Annotated in this window: 15 protein-coding genes; 7 read left to right on the top strand and 8 right to left on the bottom strand. The window is 71.6% G+C overall.

All coding sequences use genetic code 11. The features are described from left to right. Positions 1 to 8: 8 nt before the first annotated feature. The 4 genes from ACWCXB_RS09130 (at position 9) to ACWCXB_RS09145 (ending at position 3,958) form a co-directional block, all read left to right on the top strand. Entirely contained in the window at positions 9 to 470 is a 462-nt protein-coding gene (locus ACWCXB_RS09130) for a cyclic nucleotide-binding domain-containing protein (protein WP_450720645.1), read from the top strand. Between the two features lie 30 nt (positions 471 to 500). Continuing rightward, positions 501 to 788 (top strand): dsRBD fold-containing protein, encoded by a 288-nt coding sequence (locus ACWCXB_RS09135; RefSeq protein ID WP_450720647.1) that lies wholly within the window; start codon positions 501 to 503, stop codon positions 786 to 788. Positions 789 to 963: 175 nt separating this feature from the next. Further along, positions 964 to 3,348 carry a phosphoketolase family protein gene (locus ACWCXB_RS09140; RefSeq protein ID WP_450720649.1) on the top strand — a complete coding sequence of 795 codons (2,385 nt, stop codon included), beginning with the start codon at positions 964 to 966 and terminating at the stop codon, positions 3,346 to 3,348. 142 nt (positions 3,349 to 3,490) lie between these two features. After that, positions 3,491 to 3,958, top strand: a complete 468-nt coding sequence (locus ACWCXB_RS09145; RefSeq protein ID WP_450720650.1) for a universal stress protein — start codon at positions 3,491 to 3,493, stop codon at positions 3,956 to 3,958. 78 nt (positions 3,959 to 4,036) lie between these two features. On the opposite strand, the gene yczR is transcribed toward ACWCXB_RS09145, so the two are convergent. Beyond that, positions 4,037 to 5,524: a MocR-like transcription factor YczR gene (yczR, locus tag ACWCXB_RS09150; protein ID WP_450720652.1), complete on the bottom strand. Its 1,488-nt coding sequence runs from the start codon at positions 5,522 to 5,524 to the stop codon at positions 4,037 to 4,039. A gap of 102 nt (positions 5,525 to 5,626) precedes the next feature. Here yczR and yczE point away from each other — a divergent pair, with 102 nt between their 5' ends. Next, complete coding sequence (gene yczE / locus ACWCXB_RS09155; protein ID WP_450720654.1) at positions 5,627 to 6,406, top strand: membrane protein YczE; 780 nt, start codon at positions 5,627 to 5,629, stop codon at positions 6,404 to 6,406. Between the two features lie 141 nt (positions 6,407 to 6,547). After that, positions 6,548 to 7,285 (top strand): helix-turn-helix domain-containing protein, encoded by a 738-nt coding sequence (locus tag ACWCXB_RS09160; RefSeq protein ID WP_450720656.1) that lies wholly within the window; start codon positions 6,548 to 6,550, stop codon positions 7,283 to 7,285. Positions 7,286 to 7,346: 61 nt separating this feature from the next. Here the strand turns inward: ACWCXB_RS09160 and ACWCXB_RS09165 are convergent, their stop codons facing one another. Genes ACWCXB_RS09165 through ACWCXB_RS09175 form a run of 3 tightly spaced genes read right to left on the bottom strand, consistent with a single transcriptional unit; the run spans position 7,347 to position 9,961 of the window. Next, a complete protein-coding gene (locus ACWCXB_RS09165; RefSeq protein WP_450720658.1) occupies positions 7,347 to 8,369 on the bottom strand; it encodes an Acg family FMN-binding oxidoreductase in 1,023 nt (340 codons plus the stop codon). 6 nt (positions 8,370 to 8,375) lie between these two features. Continuing rightward, positions 8,376 to 9,242, bottom strand: coding sequence for a universal stress protein (locus tag ACWCXB_RS09170; protein ID WP_450720660.1), 867 nt, complete (start codon positions 9,240 to 9,242; stop codon positions 8,376 to 8,378). Between the two features lie 29 nt (positions 9,243 to 9,271). After that, positions 9,272 to 9,961 carry a CBS domain-containing protein gene (locus tag ACWCXB_RS09175; RefSeq protein ID WP_450720662.1) on the bottom strand — a complete coding sequence of 230 codons (690 nt, stop codon included), beginning with the start codon at positions 9,959 to 9,961 and terminating at the stop codon, positions 9,272 to 9,274. A gap of 242 nt (positions 9,962 to 10,203) precedes the next feature. On the opposite strand from ACWCXB_RS09175, the gene ACWCXB_RS09180 reads away from it, so the two are divergent. Beyond that, the gene (locus ACWCXB_RS09180; protein ID WP_450720664.1) at positions 10,204 to 11,928 is read left to right on the top strand and encodes a GAF domain-containing protein; all 1,725 of its coding nucleotides are present in this window, start codon (positions 10,204 to 10,206) and stop codon (positions 11,926 to 11,928) included. Positions 11,929 to 12,029: 101 nt separating this feature from the next. Here the strand turns inward: ACWCXB_RS09180 and ACWCXB_RS09185 are convergent, their stop codons facing one another. From ACWCXB_RS09185 to ACWCXB_RS09200, 4 genes are all read right to left on the bottom strand, one after another. After that, positions 12,030 to 12,728, bottom strand: coding sequence for a response regulator (locus ACWCXB_RS09185; RefSeq protein ID WP_450720666.1), 699 nt, complete (start codon positions 12,726 to 12,728; stop codon positions 12,030 to 12,032). Between the two features lie 195 nt (positions 12,729 to 12,923). After that, positions 12,924 to 13,517 carry an Rv1733c family protein gene (locus ACWCXB_RS09190; protein ID WP_450720668.1) on the bottom strand — a complete coding sequence of 198 codons (594 nt, stop codon included), beginning with the start codon at positions 13,515 to 13,517 and terminating at the stop codon, positions 12,924 to 12,926. A gap of 4 nt (positions 13,518 to 13,521) precedes the next feature. Next, on the bottom strand, positions 13,522 to 14,034 hold the full coding sequence (locus ACWCXB_RS09195; RefSeq protein WP_450720670.1) for a flavodoxin domain-containing protein: 513 nt from the start codon (positions 14,032 to 14,034) through the stop codon (positions 13,522 to 13,524). A 72-nt stretch (positions 14,035 to 14,106) separates the two neighbouring features. Beyond that, on the bottom strand, positions 14,107 to 14,613 hold the full coding sequence (locus tag ACWCXB_RS09200; RefSeq protein WP_450720672.1) for a hydrogenase maturation protease: 507 nt from the start codon (positions 14,611 to 14,613) through the stop codon (positions 14,107 to 14,109). Positions 14,614 to 15,232 lie beyond the last annotated feature (619 nt).

Raw genomic sequence — 15,232 nt, forward strand, 5'->3', positions numbered from 1 at the left:
GGCAGCACATGCACAGCGCATTTCTCCATGGACTTCCGCCGGACGGACACGACCGCCTGATGGCGCTCTCCCACGAGGTCGCGTTGCCCGCAGGCACACGGATCTTCGACGAGGGCGACCCCGCGGACCGGTTCTGGATCATCCGCACCGGCTCGGTCACCCTCGACCTTCAGGCGCGCGGCCGCCGAGCGGCCACGGTCGACACCCTGGGCCATGGTGATCTGCTCGGCTGGTCGTGGCTGGTCCCTCCGTACGCCTGGCGGCTGGGTGCCGAGGCCTTCAGCCTGGTCCGGGCCCATGAATTCGACGCCCAGGCGGTGCGCGCCCTGTGCGAAGCGGATCCCGTGCTCGGTCTGACCCTCACACGCCGCGTACTCGAGGTGGTCTCACACCGGCTGCAGACCACCCGGATCCGGCTTCTCGATCTCTACGCACCCCACGGCAGCGGAACGATGCAGGTGCCGCAGTGAGCCTGCGGCGCGCGCACGGAGTGGGCCGTCATGACACGAACGGCGGAGTGGAAGATCCGGCTGTACCTGTTCGAGGAGGACAGGACCACGAAGGCACGCGTGGACCTGGACACCGGAGCTGCGCTGCTCACCGGCCACGGAGTCGCCCGATGCAGGCCCGAGGACTGGGATGTTCCGGAAATCGGTGACGAACTGGCCGCGAGCCGTGCCGTCCAGGACCTCGGACGCCAGCTGATGATCGCGGCCTACGGCGACATGGAAACCCTGCGCGGCGCAGACCCGGCGCCGCTGACGGACGCGCGCGGCGGCGCCGGTTGAGCGTGACGTGCACAGGGCCGAACGGCCCTCATAGGGCCCCGGTCGCCCCTCTCCGCGGCCCCGCCCGAGTGCCACGGCGACACCGGGACCCTGCGCGGTCCCTTTTTCGCGGCGGGACTGAAGACAGCCGGGATGTGCGATATGTCTGCTGTGCAACGACGTTACGGAGGGTCCGATGGGCAAGCTCGTGCGTCATGGCCGGACGGCGTTGAGCCGGCAGGAACTGCGCGACCTGGACGCACACTGGCGGGCGGCGAACTTCCTGGCCGCAGGCCAGATCTATCTGATGAGCAACGCGCTGCTGACCGAGCCGCTGCGGCCGGAGCACATCAAGCCGCGCCTCCTCGGGCACTGGGGCACCTCTCCCGGGCTCAACCTCGTCCATACGCACCTCAACCGGGTGATCAAAACGCGTGGTCTGCCGGCCCTGTGCATCTGGGGCCCCGGCCACGGCGGGCCCGCCGTCCTGGCCAACTCCTGGCTGGAGGGCAGCTACAGCGAGACGTACCCGGACGTGAGCCGGGACGAGGCCGGCATGAACCGGCTCTTCCGGCAGTTCTCGTTCCCCGGCGGGGTGCCCAGCCATGTCGCCCCCGAGACACCCGGCTCCATCCACGAGGGCGGTGAGCTGGGCTACGCCCTCGCACACGCCTACGGCGCCGCCCTGGACAACCCCGAACTGCTCGTCGCGTGCGTCATCGGCGACGGAGAGGCGGAGACCGGACCGCTGGCCGCCTCCTGGCACTCCAACAAGTTCCTCGACCGCGTCCACGACGGGGCGGTACTGCCCATCCTGCACCTCAACGGGTACAAGATCGCGAACCCGGCGGTACTGGCCCGTCTCCCGCAGACCGAACTCGACGACCTGCTGCGCGGTTACGGCCACGAACCCCTGCACGTCACCGGCGACGAGCCGCTGCACGTCCACCGTGCCATGGCCGCCGCGATGGACCAGGCGCTCGACCGCGTCGCCGAGATCCAGCAGACCGCCCGCAACGGGAAAACGGCCGAACGGCCCCGATGGCCCATGATTGTCCTGCGCACCCCCAAGGGCTGGACCGGACCCTCCCAGGTCGACGGCGAACCCGTCGAGGGCACGTGGCGCGCCCACCAGGTCCCGCTGGCGGGCGTCCGCGACAACCCCGAGCACCTGGCGCAGCTGGAGGCGTGGCTGCGCTCGTACCGTCCGGAGGAACTCTTCGACGAGGCGGGCCGGCCGCGCCCCCATGTGCTTGCCTGTGTCCCGGACGGCGACCGCAGGCTCGGCGCCACCCCGCACGCCAACGGCGGCCTTCTCGTACGGGAGCTGCCCATCGCGCCGCTGGAGCGCTTCTCCGTGCCCGTCGACAAGCCGGGAGCGACCCTGCACGAGCCCACCCGGGTGCTCGGCGATCTGGTCGCCCAGGTCATGCGGGACTCCGCGGCGCACCGGAACTTCCGGCTGGTCGGGCCGGACGAGACCGCCTCCAACCGGCTGCAGGCGGTCTTCGAGGCCACGGGAAAGGCCTGGCAGGCCGAAACCGTCCCGACCGACGAGCACCTGACCCGCGACGGCCGGGTGATGGAGATCCTCTCCGAGCACTGCTGCCAGGGCTGGCTGGAGGGATATCTCCTCACGGGACGGCACGGACTGTTCTCCTGCTACGAGGCCTTCGTCCACATCGTCGACTCGATGGTCAGCCAGCACATCAAGTGGCTCAGGACATCGCGGCAACTGAACTGGCGGGCGCCGGTCGCCTCCCTCAACTACCTGCTCACCTCGCACGTCTGGCGCCAGGACCACAACGGCTTCTCCCACCAGGACCCGGGCTTCGTCGACCACGTCCTCAACAAGAGCCCCGAAGTGGTGCGCGTCTATCTGCCGCCGGACGCCAACACCCTGCTGTGCGTCGCCGACCACGCGCTGCGCAGCCGGGACTACGTGAACGTGATCGTCGCCGGCAAGCAGCCCTGCTTCGACTGGCTCACCCTGGACGAGGCGCGCACGCACTGCGCCCGCGGCGCCGGAGCCTGGGAGTGGGCCGGGACGGAGACCGGGGAGCGTGCCCCCGACGTCGTCCTGGCCTGCGCCGGGGACGTCCCGACGCAAGAGGTCGTCGCCGCCGCCGGGCTGCTGAGGGCGCACCTTCCGGATGTCGCCGTCCGCGTCGTCAACATCGTGGACATGACCCGGCTCATGCCCCAGAAGGAGCATCCGCACGGGATGACGGACTTCGAGTACGACTCCCTCTTCACCCGCGACAAGCCGGTCGTCTTCGCCTACCACGGCTACCCCTGGCTGGTGCACCGTCTCGCCTACCGCCGCGCCGGGCACGGGAACCTGCACGTGCGCGGCTACAAGGAGTTCGGGACCACCACCACGCCGTTCGACATGGTCGTCCGCAACGACCTGGACCGCTACCGGCTGGTCATGGACGTCATCGACCGCGTGCCCGGCCTGGGCGTCACGGCGCTGGCCGTGCGCCAGGCCATGGCCGACGCCCGGATCCGGCACCATACGTGGATCCGTGAGCACGGCGTCGACATGCCCGAAGTCGCCGACTGGGCCTGGGGCGGCTGACCGGCGACCTGTGCCCCTCCTGCCCCTCCCGGGTCCGCCCCCCAGGCCCTGGGGGCCGTGCTCCTCGCGGCTGCCCTTGCCTGGCGGAATGCCCAGGAGTCGCGCAGCGTGGAACACGGAACTGCGAGAAAGGTGGAACGGCATGAGCACGAGCGATACGGTGCCGCGCATCGTCGTGGGCATCGACGGCTCGCCCTCGTCGTACGGGGCGCTGCGCTGGGCCGTCAAGCATGCCGGTCTGATCGGAGCCACGGTGGACGCGGTGGCGGCGTTCGAACTGCCCGGGGCCCACGGCTGGTCGGCCCCCGCGGTGGATGCCGACTTCGACGCGGAAGCCGCCAAGGAAGGTCTCGTCCGCGAGGTACGCGAGGTGCTCGGCGACACGGGTGAAACCCGCGTGCACGAGCGACTGGTGCGGGGCAACCCGACCGAGGCGCTGCTGGAAGCCGCCGAAGGGGCCGAGCTGCTGGTGGTCGGCTACCGCGGCCGGGGCGGATTCGCCCGCATGCTGCTCGGCTCGGTGAGCCAGCAGGTCGCCCAGCATGCCCCCTGTCCGGTCGTCATCGTCCGCCCGGAGGTCATGGCGGACGCCGGGGACGACGCGACGTGACCCGATGGGCCGCCCGAGCGTGTGATGAGCCGCCCCGAGCGCGTGTAACGGTGAAGCGCACGGCGGGGAAGGCCACGCTCAGGCGACCCAGTGCGGCCGTCGGGCGGTCGACGTGAGCGGGAGGCCGTCTGCGAGCGCGGCGGCCATGCGGTGCACGGCCTCGCGCAGGTCATCTGCGGACGTCGTGTAGGGGATGCGGAGCCGCTGTTCGAAGATGCCCGGGTCGGTGGCGAAGTAGGCACCGCTCTCGATCCGCACCCCGTGCTCCAGCGCCCGCTCGGCCAGCGCCGAGGCGACGGGCTCGCCCAGGTCGACCCACAGCGACAGACCGCCGGGCGGCAGCTGCCAGGTCCACTGCGGGATGTGCTCGGCCAGGGCAGCGGCCAGCGCAGCGCGCTGCCGGCGCATCTGCTCCAGTCGGGCAGGCAAGAGCTCCCCGGCCCGGCCCAGGAGCGCGAGGGCCAGGAGTTGGTCCAGGACCGAGCCGCCCATGTCGGTGGCGACCCGCTGGCCGGCGAGTTCGGTGACGAGCCGCGCGGGGGCACGCAGCCAGCCGATGCGCAGGCCGCCCCAGTGGGTCTTGCTCATCGAGCCGATGGTGATGACCTGGCCGGTTCCACCGGGCGTGGTGCGGGAGGCGAAGGGCGGCGGGGCAGGGACGTCGAGGGCGATGTCGGCCAGGGTCTCGTCGACGACCAGCCAGGTGCCGGAACGTTCCGCGGCGCGCAGGACGCGGAGACGCTCGTGCTCGGGCATGAGGCAGCCGGTCGGATTGTGGAAGTCGGGGATCAGATAGGCGAGTTGGGGCACCACCTGGCGCAAGGTCGATTCGACGATCTCTACGTCCCAGCCGCTGTCGGTCACGGGGACCGACACGGTGCGCAGCCGGGCGCGGCGCATCGCCTCCAGAGCGTTCGGGTAGGACGGATTCTCGACCATGACCCGGTCACCGGGGCCGCACAGCAGCCCCAGGACGAGCGTGAGTGCGTGCTGGGCGCCGGAGGTCACCAGGATCTGCTCGGGCACGGTGGCCAGGCCCCGCTCGGTGAAACGCTCGGCGATGGCGGCACGCAGGTCCAGCAGGCCGTAGGGGTGGTAGCCGGGCGTGTGCGCGTGCTCGGCCAGCTGAGGGGCGACCTGGGCGAGGGCTTCGGCGAGCGTCTGCTCCGGCAGTCCGGGTGCGGCTCGGGCCAGGTCGATCGCGGTGTCCTGGGGGCCGAGGAGGCGGGTGACGCCGCTGGGGGCACGGCCCTCGGGCAGGGTCGTCCAGGTGCCCGCGCCCTGGCGGCTGTGCGCGTACCCGCTCTCGCGCAGCAGGTCGTACGCGGCGGTGACGGTGGTCCTGCTTGTGTCGAGGGCGGCGGCCAGTTCCCGTTCGGCGGGGAGCCTGACGTGCAGGGCGATGCGTCCGTCCAGGATCAGCGTGCTGATGGCCTGGGCCAGGTGACGGTAGGCGGGCCTCGCTCCCGCCGGGTCGGGCAGCAGCGCGGCGAGCTGTCGGCTCCCCAGGGTGCGGTCCGTCCGGACCGCCCTGTCGACGAGCGGGAACGGATTCGGGTCAGCCACACCATTCTCCCGGGATTGGCCGTGTTGTCTGGGCCAATCACCTTACAGGGTTGCCGCCATTGGCCTTGAAGGCTCACGAGAACACGATGGAGGCACCCAGGCATGCGGCAGGACATCATGGGCACGGTCACGGAGCCGGGCACGGTGACGGAGCCGGGCACGGACAGGGACGCGGGCACGGACAGGGACGCGGGCACCGACAGGGACACAGCCGGTTCCGCGCACGAACTCCCCCTCACCTATGTCTCCCTCGGTGAGCGTCCGCTGAGACGCCTGCCCCAACTGTTCATCGGCCTCGCCCTGTACGGATTCAGCCTCTCGCTCATGGTCCGGGCCTCGCTCGGCCTCAGCCCCTGGAGCGTCCTGAGCGAGGGGCTGGAGAAGCGCACCTTCCTCAGCTTCGGCACGGTCACCGCCATCGTGGGTGCGCTCGTGCTGTTGCTGTGGATCCCGCTCAAGCAGAGGCCGACGTTCGGCACCGTCGCCAACGTCGTCGTCCTGGCGTGCTCGTCCGACCTCGGTCTCTGGCTCGTCCCCCAGCACCTCGGAGTCCCCGCCCGGGTCACCCTGCTCGTCGGTGGTGTGCTCCTCAACGGACTGGCGGTCGCCGTCTACGTCGGCGCCCGCTTCGGTCCAGGGCCTCGGGACGGCCTGATGACCGGCGCGTCCGCCCTGACCGGGCGCTCCATCCGGCTGGTCCGCACCCTGATCGAGATCACCGTGCTCGCCGTGGGCTGGCTGCTCGGTGGGAACGTGGGTCCCGGCACCGTTCTGTACGCGCTCGCGGTCGGTCCGACCACCCAGTTCCTCATTCCCTCGTTCGCCTACAGGACGGCGGCCGGTTGCGGCAGCGCACGTCGGCGAGACCCTGGAAGGGGCTGATGACGACCAGGACGCGCACGCGGCTGTCCTCGACCAGGGCCCCGGACGCCGGCCCAGCGGCCGACGGGCCCGGGCCATGGCCCCTCACGGCGTCGCCCGTGTCGACGCCGTGATCATCGAAGACCTCGGGACGTGAGAAACATGCAGAAGGCGACACCGAGGCAGTCCGGCGCCGGGAACGTGCACGGTCAGCGCACGGATCTCGGGCGGCGGGTCGCTGCCCGCCGTCAGGAGCTCGGACTGAGCCGGAGCGAGCTTGCCGAGCGCACCGGCGCCGCACCCGCCTACATCGAGTACATCGAGGAGCGGGCCGCCACTCCCGGGATCGGCGTCATAGTCCGGCTCGCCGACGCGCTGGAAACGACGGTCGCGGAACTCACCGGCAGCACGATCGATCAGCCGCCGGGCAGGGGGAGTGCGGCACGCACCGCGGAACTGCTCGAACTCGACGACGAGGAATGCCGTGAGCTGCTGTCCACGCACGGGGTGGGGCGAGTGGCCGTCTTCACGCCCGGCGGCCCGTCCGTTGTGCCGGTCAACTATCTGGTCGCCGGGGGAGAGATCGCGTTCCGCACGGCCATCGGTACGGTTCCGGCCGCGGCCGACGGCGCCGAGCTCGCCTTCGAGGTCGACCACATCGACGACGTCTTCAGCCAGGGCTGGAGCGTGCTGGTCGTGGGGCGGGGCCACGCCGTCACCGACCGCGACGGCGTGCGGCGACTCGAAGCCGAGGCACGCACCCGTCCCTGGGCCGGGGGAGAGCGCGGCCTGTGGCTGGCGATCACGCCGACGCGGATCACCGGCCGCAGGGTCGTGAACGCGCAGAGCGCCCCACCCTCCGAGGGGCGCCGCTCACCCCGCCGGGATCCGTCGGGCTGACCCGTCGACCGGACACCCGACGTGGCGCCCGTGACGCGTGCGGGTCACATGATCGTGCGGGTCACACGATGTCGAGGACGTCTCCTACCGGCCGGCGCGGCGTCGCAGGCCCCGTGGGGCCGTACCCGAGGCGGATCACCATCTGTACGTGCCCCATGGCCGATCCCGGATCGCGCACGGCCCATCGCAGCTCCGGCCATTCGAGTGGCTGGGACGTCAGGGACGTGACCAGCCCGTCGAGCGTGGCCTGGAGCAGCACCCGCTCCATCGCCTGGCCGGCTCGCAGCCAGTCCACGGGCAGGTCGGTCATCGTGCCCAGCAGGGCGAGGTGGGGCACCTTCTCGAAGGTGGCGGAGCCACGGCCAGGAACGGACTCCCGGCCGGCGAAGTCCCGCACGGGTGCCGTGACGTCACGTTGCCGGGGCCCGAAAGCATAGGCGGGGACCCCCTCCGGCCGCGGTGCCTCCTCCTCGGTACCCGTATGGGTCCAGCGGGCCGTCTCGGCGCGCGCCCGGGGATCCATGGACTCGCGGCCTTCCGCGTCGTGCACCAGGTCCAGCAGGGTCTGCACGTGCCAGGCATCGGGTACGTACAGATGCGCGCCCTCCAGCAGGGCGGCACCGCACAGCTCGTCCAGGAGGCCGCCCGGGACCTCCTCGTCCGTGAAGGGGAACCGGCTGGTGTGCCTGCGGCGGATCGCGGGATGCAGGACGGCGAGATCGTCGTCGGGAGGCACGGGTCCGGCAAGGCTCACCTCGGCGAGCAGCAAGGGATCGGCAGGATCGGGAAGCAGTGTGGTGACCGGTCCCCGGCCCGCGTGCGCGGCCACCACCCGCAGATTGAACAGCGCGGCGCCGCAGCCCAGATGGAGTGCACGGTCTGCCGGGTCCGTCCTCGGCATGGTGCGCTCGGTATCGGCTCGCAGCTGCATCGCGCCGGTGTCGCGCACGAACCGGAACTTCCAGGGCTGTGCGTTGTGCATGGACGGGGCCGCCGTGGCGTCCTCCACGAGGCTTGTCACTGTCGCGGTGTCGAGTGGTGGCGAAGGCACGGAAGTCTCCGGCCGGACGAAGCGGTCGGTCATGAGCGGTCAGTCATGGGCTACGACGGCGACCGGGGTGGCGCAGTGGTGCAGGACCGCGTGGGCGATGGGGCCGATGTGTGCACCCAGGGGAGCTCTGCGGATGCGCCGGCCGATGACGACCAGATCGGCATTGGCGGCGGAGTCCAGCAGCTGCTGTGCGGGGGAGCCGTTGAGCGTCTTCTCGACGACCTTCACCGACGGGAACCTCTGCCGCCAGGGCATGAGCAGGCCGCTGAGGGTACGGGCGACTTCCCGCTCCATGTCCCGCTGGACCCCAGGGTCGAGCGTGGGGGCGTATCCGAGGGCCGTCGTGAACGTCCAGCCGTGCACGGCTCGCAGGGCGCAGTCACGCCGTGCGGCCTCGTCGAAGGCGAAGCCGAGGAGCTCGTCGCAGGACTGGTGGATGTCCACGCCGACGACCACGTCGCGGTAGGGGCCCGTGTGGACGGGAGGCGGCTCGTCCGGCCGCTTCGGTGCCCGTACGAGTACCACCGGCTGCTCGGTGGCACTGATCGTGGCCATGCTGACCGAGCCGACGAGAAAGCCCATGAACCCGCTCAGCCCACGGGAGCCGAGTACGAGCACGTCCGCGTCGCCCGCCTCGACGGACAGGGCCGCGGCCGGCCGCCCGGCCAGCCGACGGGTGGTGACCTCCAACCCGGGCCGGCGCCGCCGCAGGTCGTCGGCGGTCTCGTTGAGCATCCTGTCCACCCAGCGGAGCTGCTCGGTCGGGCCGGCCACCGGAACGGCCGCCGACAGGGGCCACTCCTCGGAGTTCACGAGGTACAGGGGCACCTTGCGCAGCACAGCCTCGTCGGCGGCCCACTCGGCGGCGGCGAGGCTCTCCGGCGACCCGTCCATGCCGGCGGTCACGTGGTGACGGACCGGTGCCGTTTCCCCGCTCACCGGAGAACCCCGTGCGCGGTCCGGTCGCGCTCCGTCGGCGCGGAGTCGTCGACGCGCGCGGTCAGGCGGTCGTTCACCGACACCACCCCGTCCAGCTGCTCCGTCAGCCGCAGCAGCACGGGGATCGCGCTGCGCTGCTCCAGAGACCCCTCCAAGGTGACCACCCCGTCGATGACGTGGACGTCAACGGCGTCGGGCGCAAGCCCCAGCGTGTCCACGAGGACCTCTCCGACGACCCGGCGGCGGATTTCCGGGTCCGGGCGCAGGAACACCTGGAGGAGATCGCGGCGGGTGACGATGCCGACGAGACGTTCCTCCTCGTCGACCACCGGCAGCCGCTCCACACCGCGCAGGAGCATCGTCCTGGCGGCCTCCGCGACGGTGTCGTCGGCATGCACCGTGACGGCGGGCGCGGACATCAGCTTTACGACGGTGAGGGCGTCCCCCTTGCCGTTCCCGTCGTCGGCCGGGCCGGAGGCGCCCTGCCCCGTCGGCCCGGCCGACGCCTGCCGTACCAGGAGATCGCTCTCGGAGATGACGCCGACCACCCTGTCGTCCTCGTCCAGCACGGGCAGTCCGCTGATGTCGTGTTCGGCGAGAAGCTTGGCGACGGCCTTGAACGGTGTCGAGGGGACGACCGAGATGACGTCGTCCACCATCAGGTCTCCGACCTTGCTGTGCCTCATCTCCGCCACTCCTCTCCTGGGTCCCCAGGACCACGATCCGCCGGCGGCGGAGGCCGTTCGAGGGCCGAACGGGTCCACCGCCGGGACCGACAGGCCCCGAGCCGGTGGCGTCCGGACGGCGACGGTGTGCGTGCCCGGGCAGTACGGGCAGTAACCGGATGTACCGGGCACGAGCGCTCGCACCGAGCTACCGTGAGATGGCGCGCAGTGCACCATGATCGTTCGATACCGGCGGAGGAGTCATGGGCGGGGACGTCCCGGGCGACGGCGGCCGAGTTCCTCGATTGCGGCTCGACGAGCTCCTCGAAGAGCTCCAGGTCCGCATCGACGAGGTCCGCGGGACCAGGGACCGGCTGAACGGACTGCTGGAAGCCGTGCTCTCCGTGGGCCGGGGGCTGGATCTGCCGCAGGTGCTCTGCGAGATCGTGCAGGCCGCCGTGGTCCTCGTGGACGCCGAGTACGGAGCGCTCGGGGTGATCGGCGACGACAAGAAGCTGTCCCAGTTCCTGCCGGTGGGCATCAGCGACGAGCGCCGCGAACAGATCGGCGACCTGCCGTCCGGACACGGGCTGCTCGGGGAACTGATCAGGCACCCCCAACCGCTGCGGCTGCCGGAGCTGTCCGAGCACGCGGCTTCGTCCGGCTTCCCCGAGCACCATCCGCCGATGCACTCGTTCCTCGGTGTGCCCATCCGGGTGCGTGACGACGTGTTCGGCAACCTCTACCTGACGGAGAAGCGCGGCGGGGCCGAGTTCGACGCCGAGGACGAGGCGGTTCTCTCGACGCTGGCCGTCGCGGCGGGCATCGCGATCGAGAACGCGCGTCTCTACGAGGAGGTCCGCCTCAGGGAGCAATGGCTGGCCGCCAGCGCGGAGTTCAGCAGCGCCCTGCTCTCCGGTTCCTCGGAGGCCCAGGTGCTGGAGATGATGCTGGGCAGCGCCCGGCGGATCACCGAGGCCGAAGTGGGCGTCGTCTACCTGGCCGAGCGCGACGGCGCCCTGCGTGCCGCCCTCGCCCTCGGAGAAGGGGCGGAGAGACACCTGGGCGTGGTGCTGCCGAGCGGTGAGGGCACGTTCGCCAATGCCGCGCTGCTGAGCGAGGACGGCCTGGTCACCACCTCCGACGTGGCCAACGACCCACGGGTGACCTTCCGGCCGGGCCGGTGGAAGGGCTGTGGGCCCGCAGCGGCCGTTCTGGTGGGAGACAAGGAAGGTCTGCGCGGTGTGCTGATGCTCGCCCGGGGCGTCGGCCGTCCCGCTTTCACCGACACGGAGACAGCGCCCCTGTCGGGTTTCGCCGGCCAGGCCGCACTCGCCCTGGAACTGGCCGACCGGCGACGGGACGCCGAACAGATGATCCTGCTGGCCGACCACGACCGTATCGCCAGGGACCTGCACGATCTCGCCATTCAGCGGCTGTTCGCGACCGGCATGACACTCCAGAGCGCCCAGCGGTTCGTCCAGCACCCGGAGGCGGCCGAGCGCCTGGGGCGGGCGATCGACGACCTCGACTCCACCATCAAGATCATCCGATCGACCATCTTCGGCCTCCGTGAACACGAAGCACCCGGCGCATCACCCGGACTCAGAGTCCGTGCCGTAAGGGCCGTCGAGGAAGCGACCCCGGCGCTCGGCTTCGCCCCGGCGCTGCGTATGGAGGGTCTGATCGACACCGACGTACCGCGCCCGGCGGCCGACGAGGTCATCGCCGTACTGGGCGAGGCACTCGCCAACGTCGCCCGCCACGCACGGGCCTCGAAGGCCGAGGTCTCGATCGTCGCGCACACCGGGACGCTGACCGTGACCGTGATCGACGACGGTGTCGGCATCACGCCGGACGGCAGGCGAAGTGGACTGCGCAATCTGGCGGCACGTGCCGCGTCGCAGGGCGGCGAGCTGACCGTGGTGCCGGGGGCGGCCGGCGGCACGCGGCTGGTGTGGCGGGTGCCGCTGCCCGGCACGCGGTGAGGCCGGGCACACGGTGAGGCCGGGCACGCGATGAGGCCGAGCACAGGATGAGGCCCGGCACGCGGTGACGGTGACGGGCGGGGCCCTGCGGTGACCGCTCCTCAGCGGTGCGGTTCCTCGTGCTCATGGAACTGAGCCGCGATGACGGCGGCCTGGACGCGGCGCTCCACACCGAGCTTGGACAGCAGGCGCGAGATGTGGTTCTTGACGGTCTTCTCCGACAGGTAGAGCTTCTTGCCGATCTGACGGTTGGTCAGTCCTTCACCGATCAGATCGAGCACGGCGCGCTCCCGGTCCGTGAGCACGGCCAGCCGTTCGTCCTCGGCGCGGGGAGCGGTCTCGGGGGTGGTGGTGCGCAGCGAGCGCATCAGTCGCGCGGTCGTGGCGGGATCGAGCATCGATTGCCCGGTCGCCACGGTGCGTACGGCGGAGACCAGATCGGAGCCCTTGATCTGCTTCAGTACATATCCGGCGGCCCCGGCCATGATCGCGTCCAGCAGGGCGTCCTCGTCGTCGAAGGACGTCAGCATGAGGCAGGCCAGCTCCGGTATCCGTGAGCGCAGCTCGCGGCAGACCGTGATGCCGTCGCCGTCCGGGAGCCGGACGTCGAGGACCGCGACATGCGGGCGCAGCGCGGGACCCCGGGCCAGGGACTGCTCGGCCGTCCCCGCCTCGCCCACCACCTCGATGTCGGGTTCGGCGTCGAGCAGATCGTGCAGGCCGCGGCGGACCACTTCGTGGTCGTCGAGGAGGAACACCCTGATGGGCGCTTCCGCCGAGAAGACCGGTGCCTCGGACATGTCATCCCCCTGAAGCTCTGGTGGTCCCACTTGATCATGTCGGCTCGGCGAACGGCGCAACAGGGCCGAACGGTCCCTATCATCGGCCCACGACCACGACCACGACCACGGGCGCAGGCAGGTTGGGTGTGCGGTGGAGCAAGGCTGCCCGGATCGTTCGGCGGCAGGGGGCCACGTGGCCCGGCGCAGGGCCGGTCAGGCCCGTCGCCGGCTCCACTCGGGTTCCGTGCGGGACCAGTCCCGCTCCCACTCGGCCATCCGGTGCCGGTCGGCCGCCCGGCGCACGGCCATCCGCAGGCCGGCGACAACGAGCGCGGTGCAGGCCGCCGCTCCCGAGCCGGCGGCGAAGGTCTCCAGCCAGACGTCCGCGTCCCCCTTGGGAGACGCGGCGACACGGCCCTGCGCGTCCAGCCAGACGTCGGTGCGTTCTCCGCGTTTCGACCCGGCCGACACCGGCGCGACACCCACCTCGGTGCCGCCGTCCCGGGCGGTCCAGCGGACGGCGACCTGGTACTTCTCCACGTTGACGATCCCTTCGGCCGAGGGGATCGGCGGAGGTGCGTCCTGGAGCAGCACGGCCCGTACGCGTTCCCTGGACGCTGCCTGCTCCGCCGCCGTCGCCCGGTCCTGGGTGTACACCGACCAGCCCGCGGCCAGCGCCGCCGCAGGCCCACCGAGGAACAGGGTCGTCCCCAGGGCGAGTGCGGTCCAGGCCTCGACGGCATCCGACCTGCGGCGCAGCGCATTGCGCCGCCATCGCCACCGGTACCCCCGCAGCCGGGCGCCCATGGGCTCAACGCCGTTCCGGTTCGATCGCCACCAGATCCGCCGCGATGCGCTCGGCCCACTCGGCGATCTGCTTGAAGTCGCGGAAATCCCCACCGCGCCCCTGCTCGAGGAGCATCCGGGCGACACGCCCGCGCGCACCCGCCTGCAGTCGCCCCCCGAACGTGACATGCTCCTCCGCTCCCAGCCGGCGCTCCGCCCGGTGGGCCCCCGGCACCGGCGGGATCTCCCGCTCCGATGCGGAGGCATCCAGCGGGCCGCTGCTGAACAACCACACCGGCCGATCGGCCAGGGCGCGACGGTGGCGGCGGGCGAAGCGCCGCGCGTCCCGGTGCCAGCGCCGCCCGTAGATCGCACCGCCGAGCACGACGACGTCGTACGGACCGACGTCCCGCACCTCGGCTGCGGGCCGCACGTCGGCCCGCAGCCCTTCGTCGCGCAGGACGGACGCGATGAACCGGGCGATCTCCGCGGTGGAGCCGTTCCTGGTGCCGTACGCGACAAGTGCCGTACGCGTCATCGGGATCACTCCCTTGCCTCGAACTCCCCTGACTTCCAGAACCGGTGACTCGTGGCCTACGGCGGGCAACGCTCAGCGGCAGTCGGACAAAGCCGCGTCCCGGTGGCGGGCGATCTCCTCCTCGACTCTCCCGGCGACCGGCTCGACCACCGCGGCGATCGTGGGGGTGAGCCCGTTGCCCAGTGCCGAGTTGACGCCCTGGACGGCATACACGACGAGCCGTCCCGGCAAGCGTCGGAGGAGACGCGAAAGTTCGACGGCCTCGCCGAGAACACGTCCATGAGAGACGGCAGGCGCTGTGCTGGTGAGCTGCCGCCCGTCCAGTTCCAGGCGGGACACACGGCCGGGGTGATCCGGGTACGCGTGGCCGGCGTCCACGACCACCGCGAGGTCCCTCTCGTGCCACAGGCCGATGAGCCGACCTGGGTCTCCGTCGCAGGTGCTGAGCGCGGTTCCCGGTGGCAGCGGCCGGCCGGCGGCCCGCCTCCGCAGTTCGTCTATGACCGCCCAGCCCACCCCGTCGTCGTGCCGGAAATCATTGCCGAGGCCGATGAGGGCGATCCGTGTCGGGCGTTTCATCGTGCTTCCTCCCGTCGTGCACGACCCACGTTCGTCGTCCGCGCGCGACCCCGCATGGGCCGAACGGTCCCTGAAGCGGGGCCCGCCCTGCCCCTCTCGTCGCCCGGGCCGGGCGAGACGGCGAAGCGGATCTCCGCGGACGCATCGGCGGGAGGCGGCGGGATCGGTTAAGCGACCGCCGATCACAGGCCGATGGATCGGTCGCCCGCCATGAACGACCGCGCCGACCGGCAGCCGGCCTCGGCCACGGCGTGCCCTGCGGATCTTGCCCGGCTCGCGTGCCCTCCCGGGCCGCTCACCGTGACGACGGCAGCCACGGCCGCCGTCAACGCTCCCGAGGGGGATCCAGCTCAGGCGCGGCGAGACGGCCGCCGCCGAGGCCTCGTACAGCCGCGCCCACGAACTCGACCGCGACCCGCAGCCCGGCCTGGCCCCGTTGTGCCTGGCCCAGGGCAAGGCGGCCTCATCGGCCGCCGGGCTCCGCCTTGCCCTCGGACGAGAAGGCGGAAATGCAGGCCAGGGCGCGAACGAGCAAAGAGACGGAAACGGGAACGGCGCCCATGACACGGCCGGCTCGACCGTGGCCGGCTGCTCGCCGCCCAGGTCGAGATCTCGCTCG

It is taken from the genome of Streptomyces sp. NPDC001514 (genome assembly GCF_053597075.1).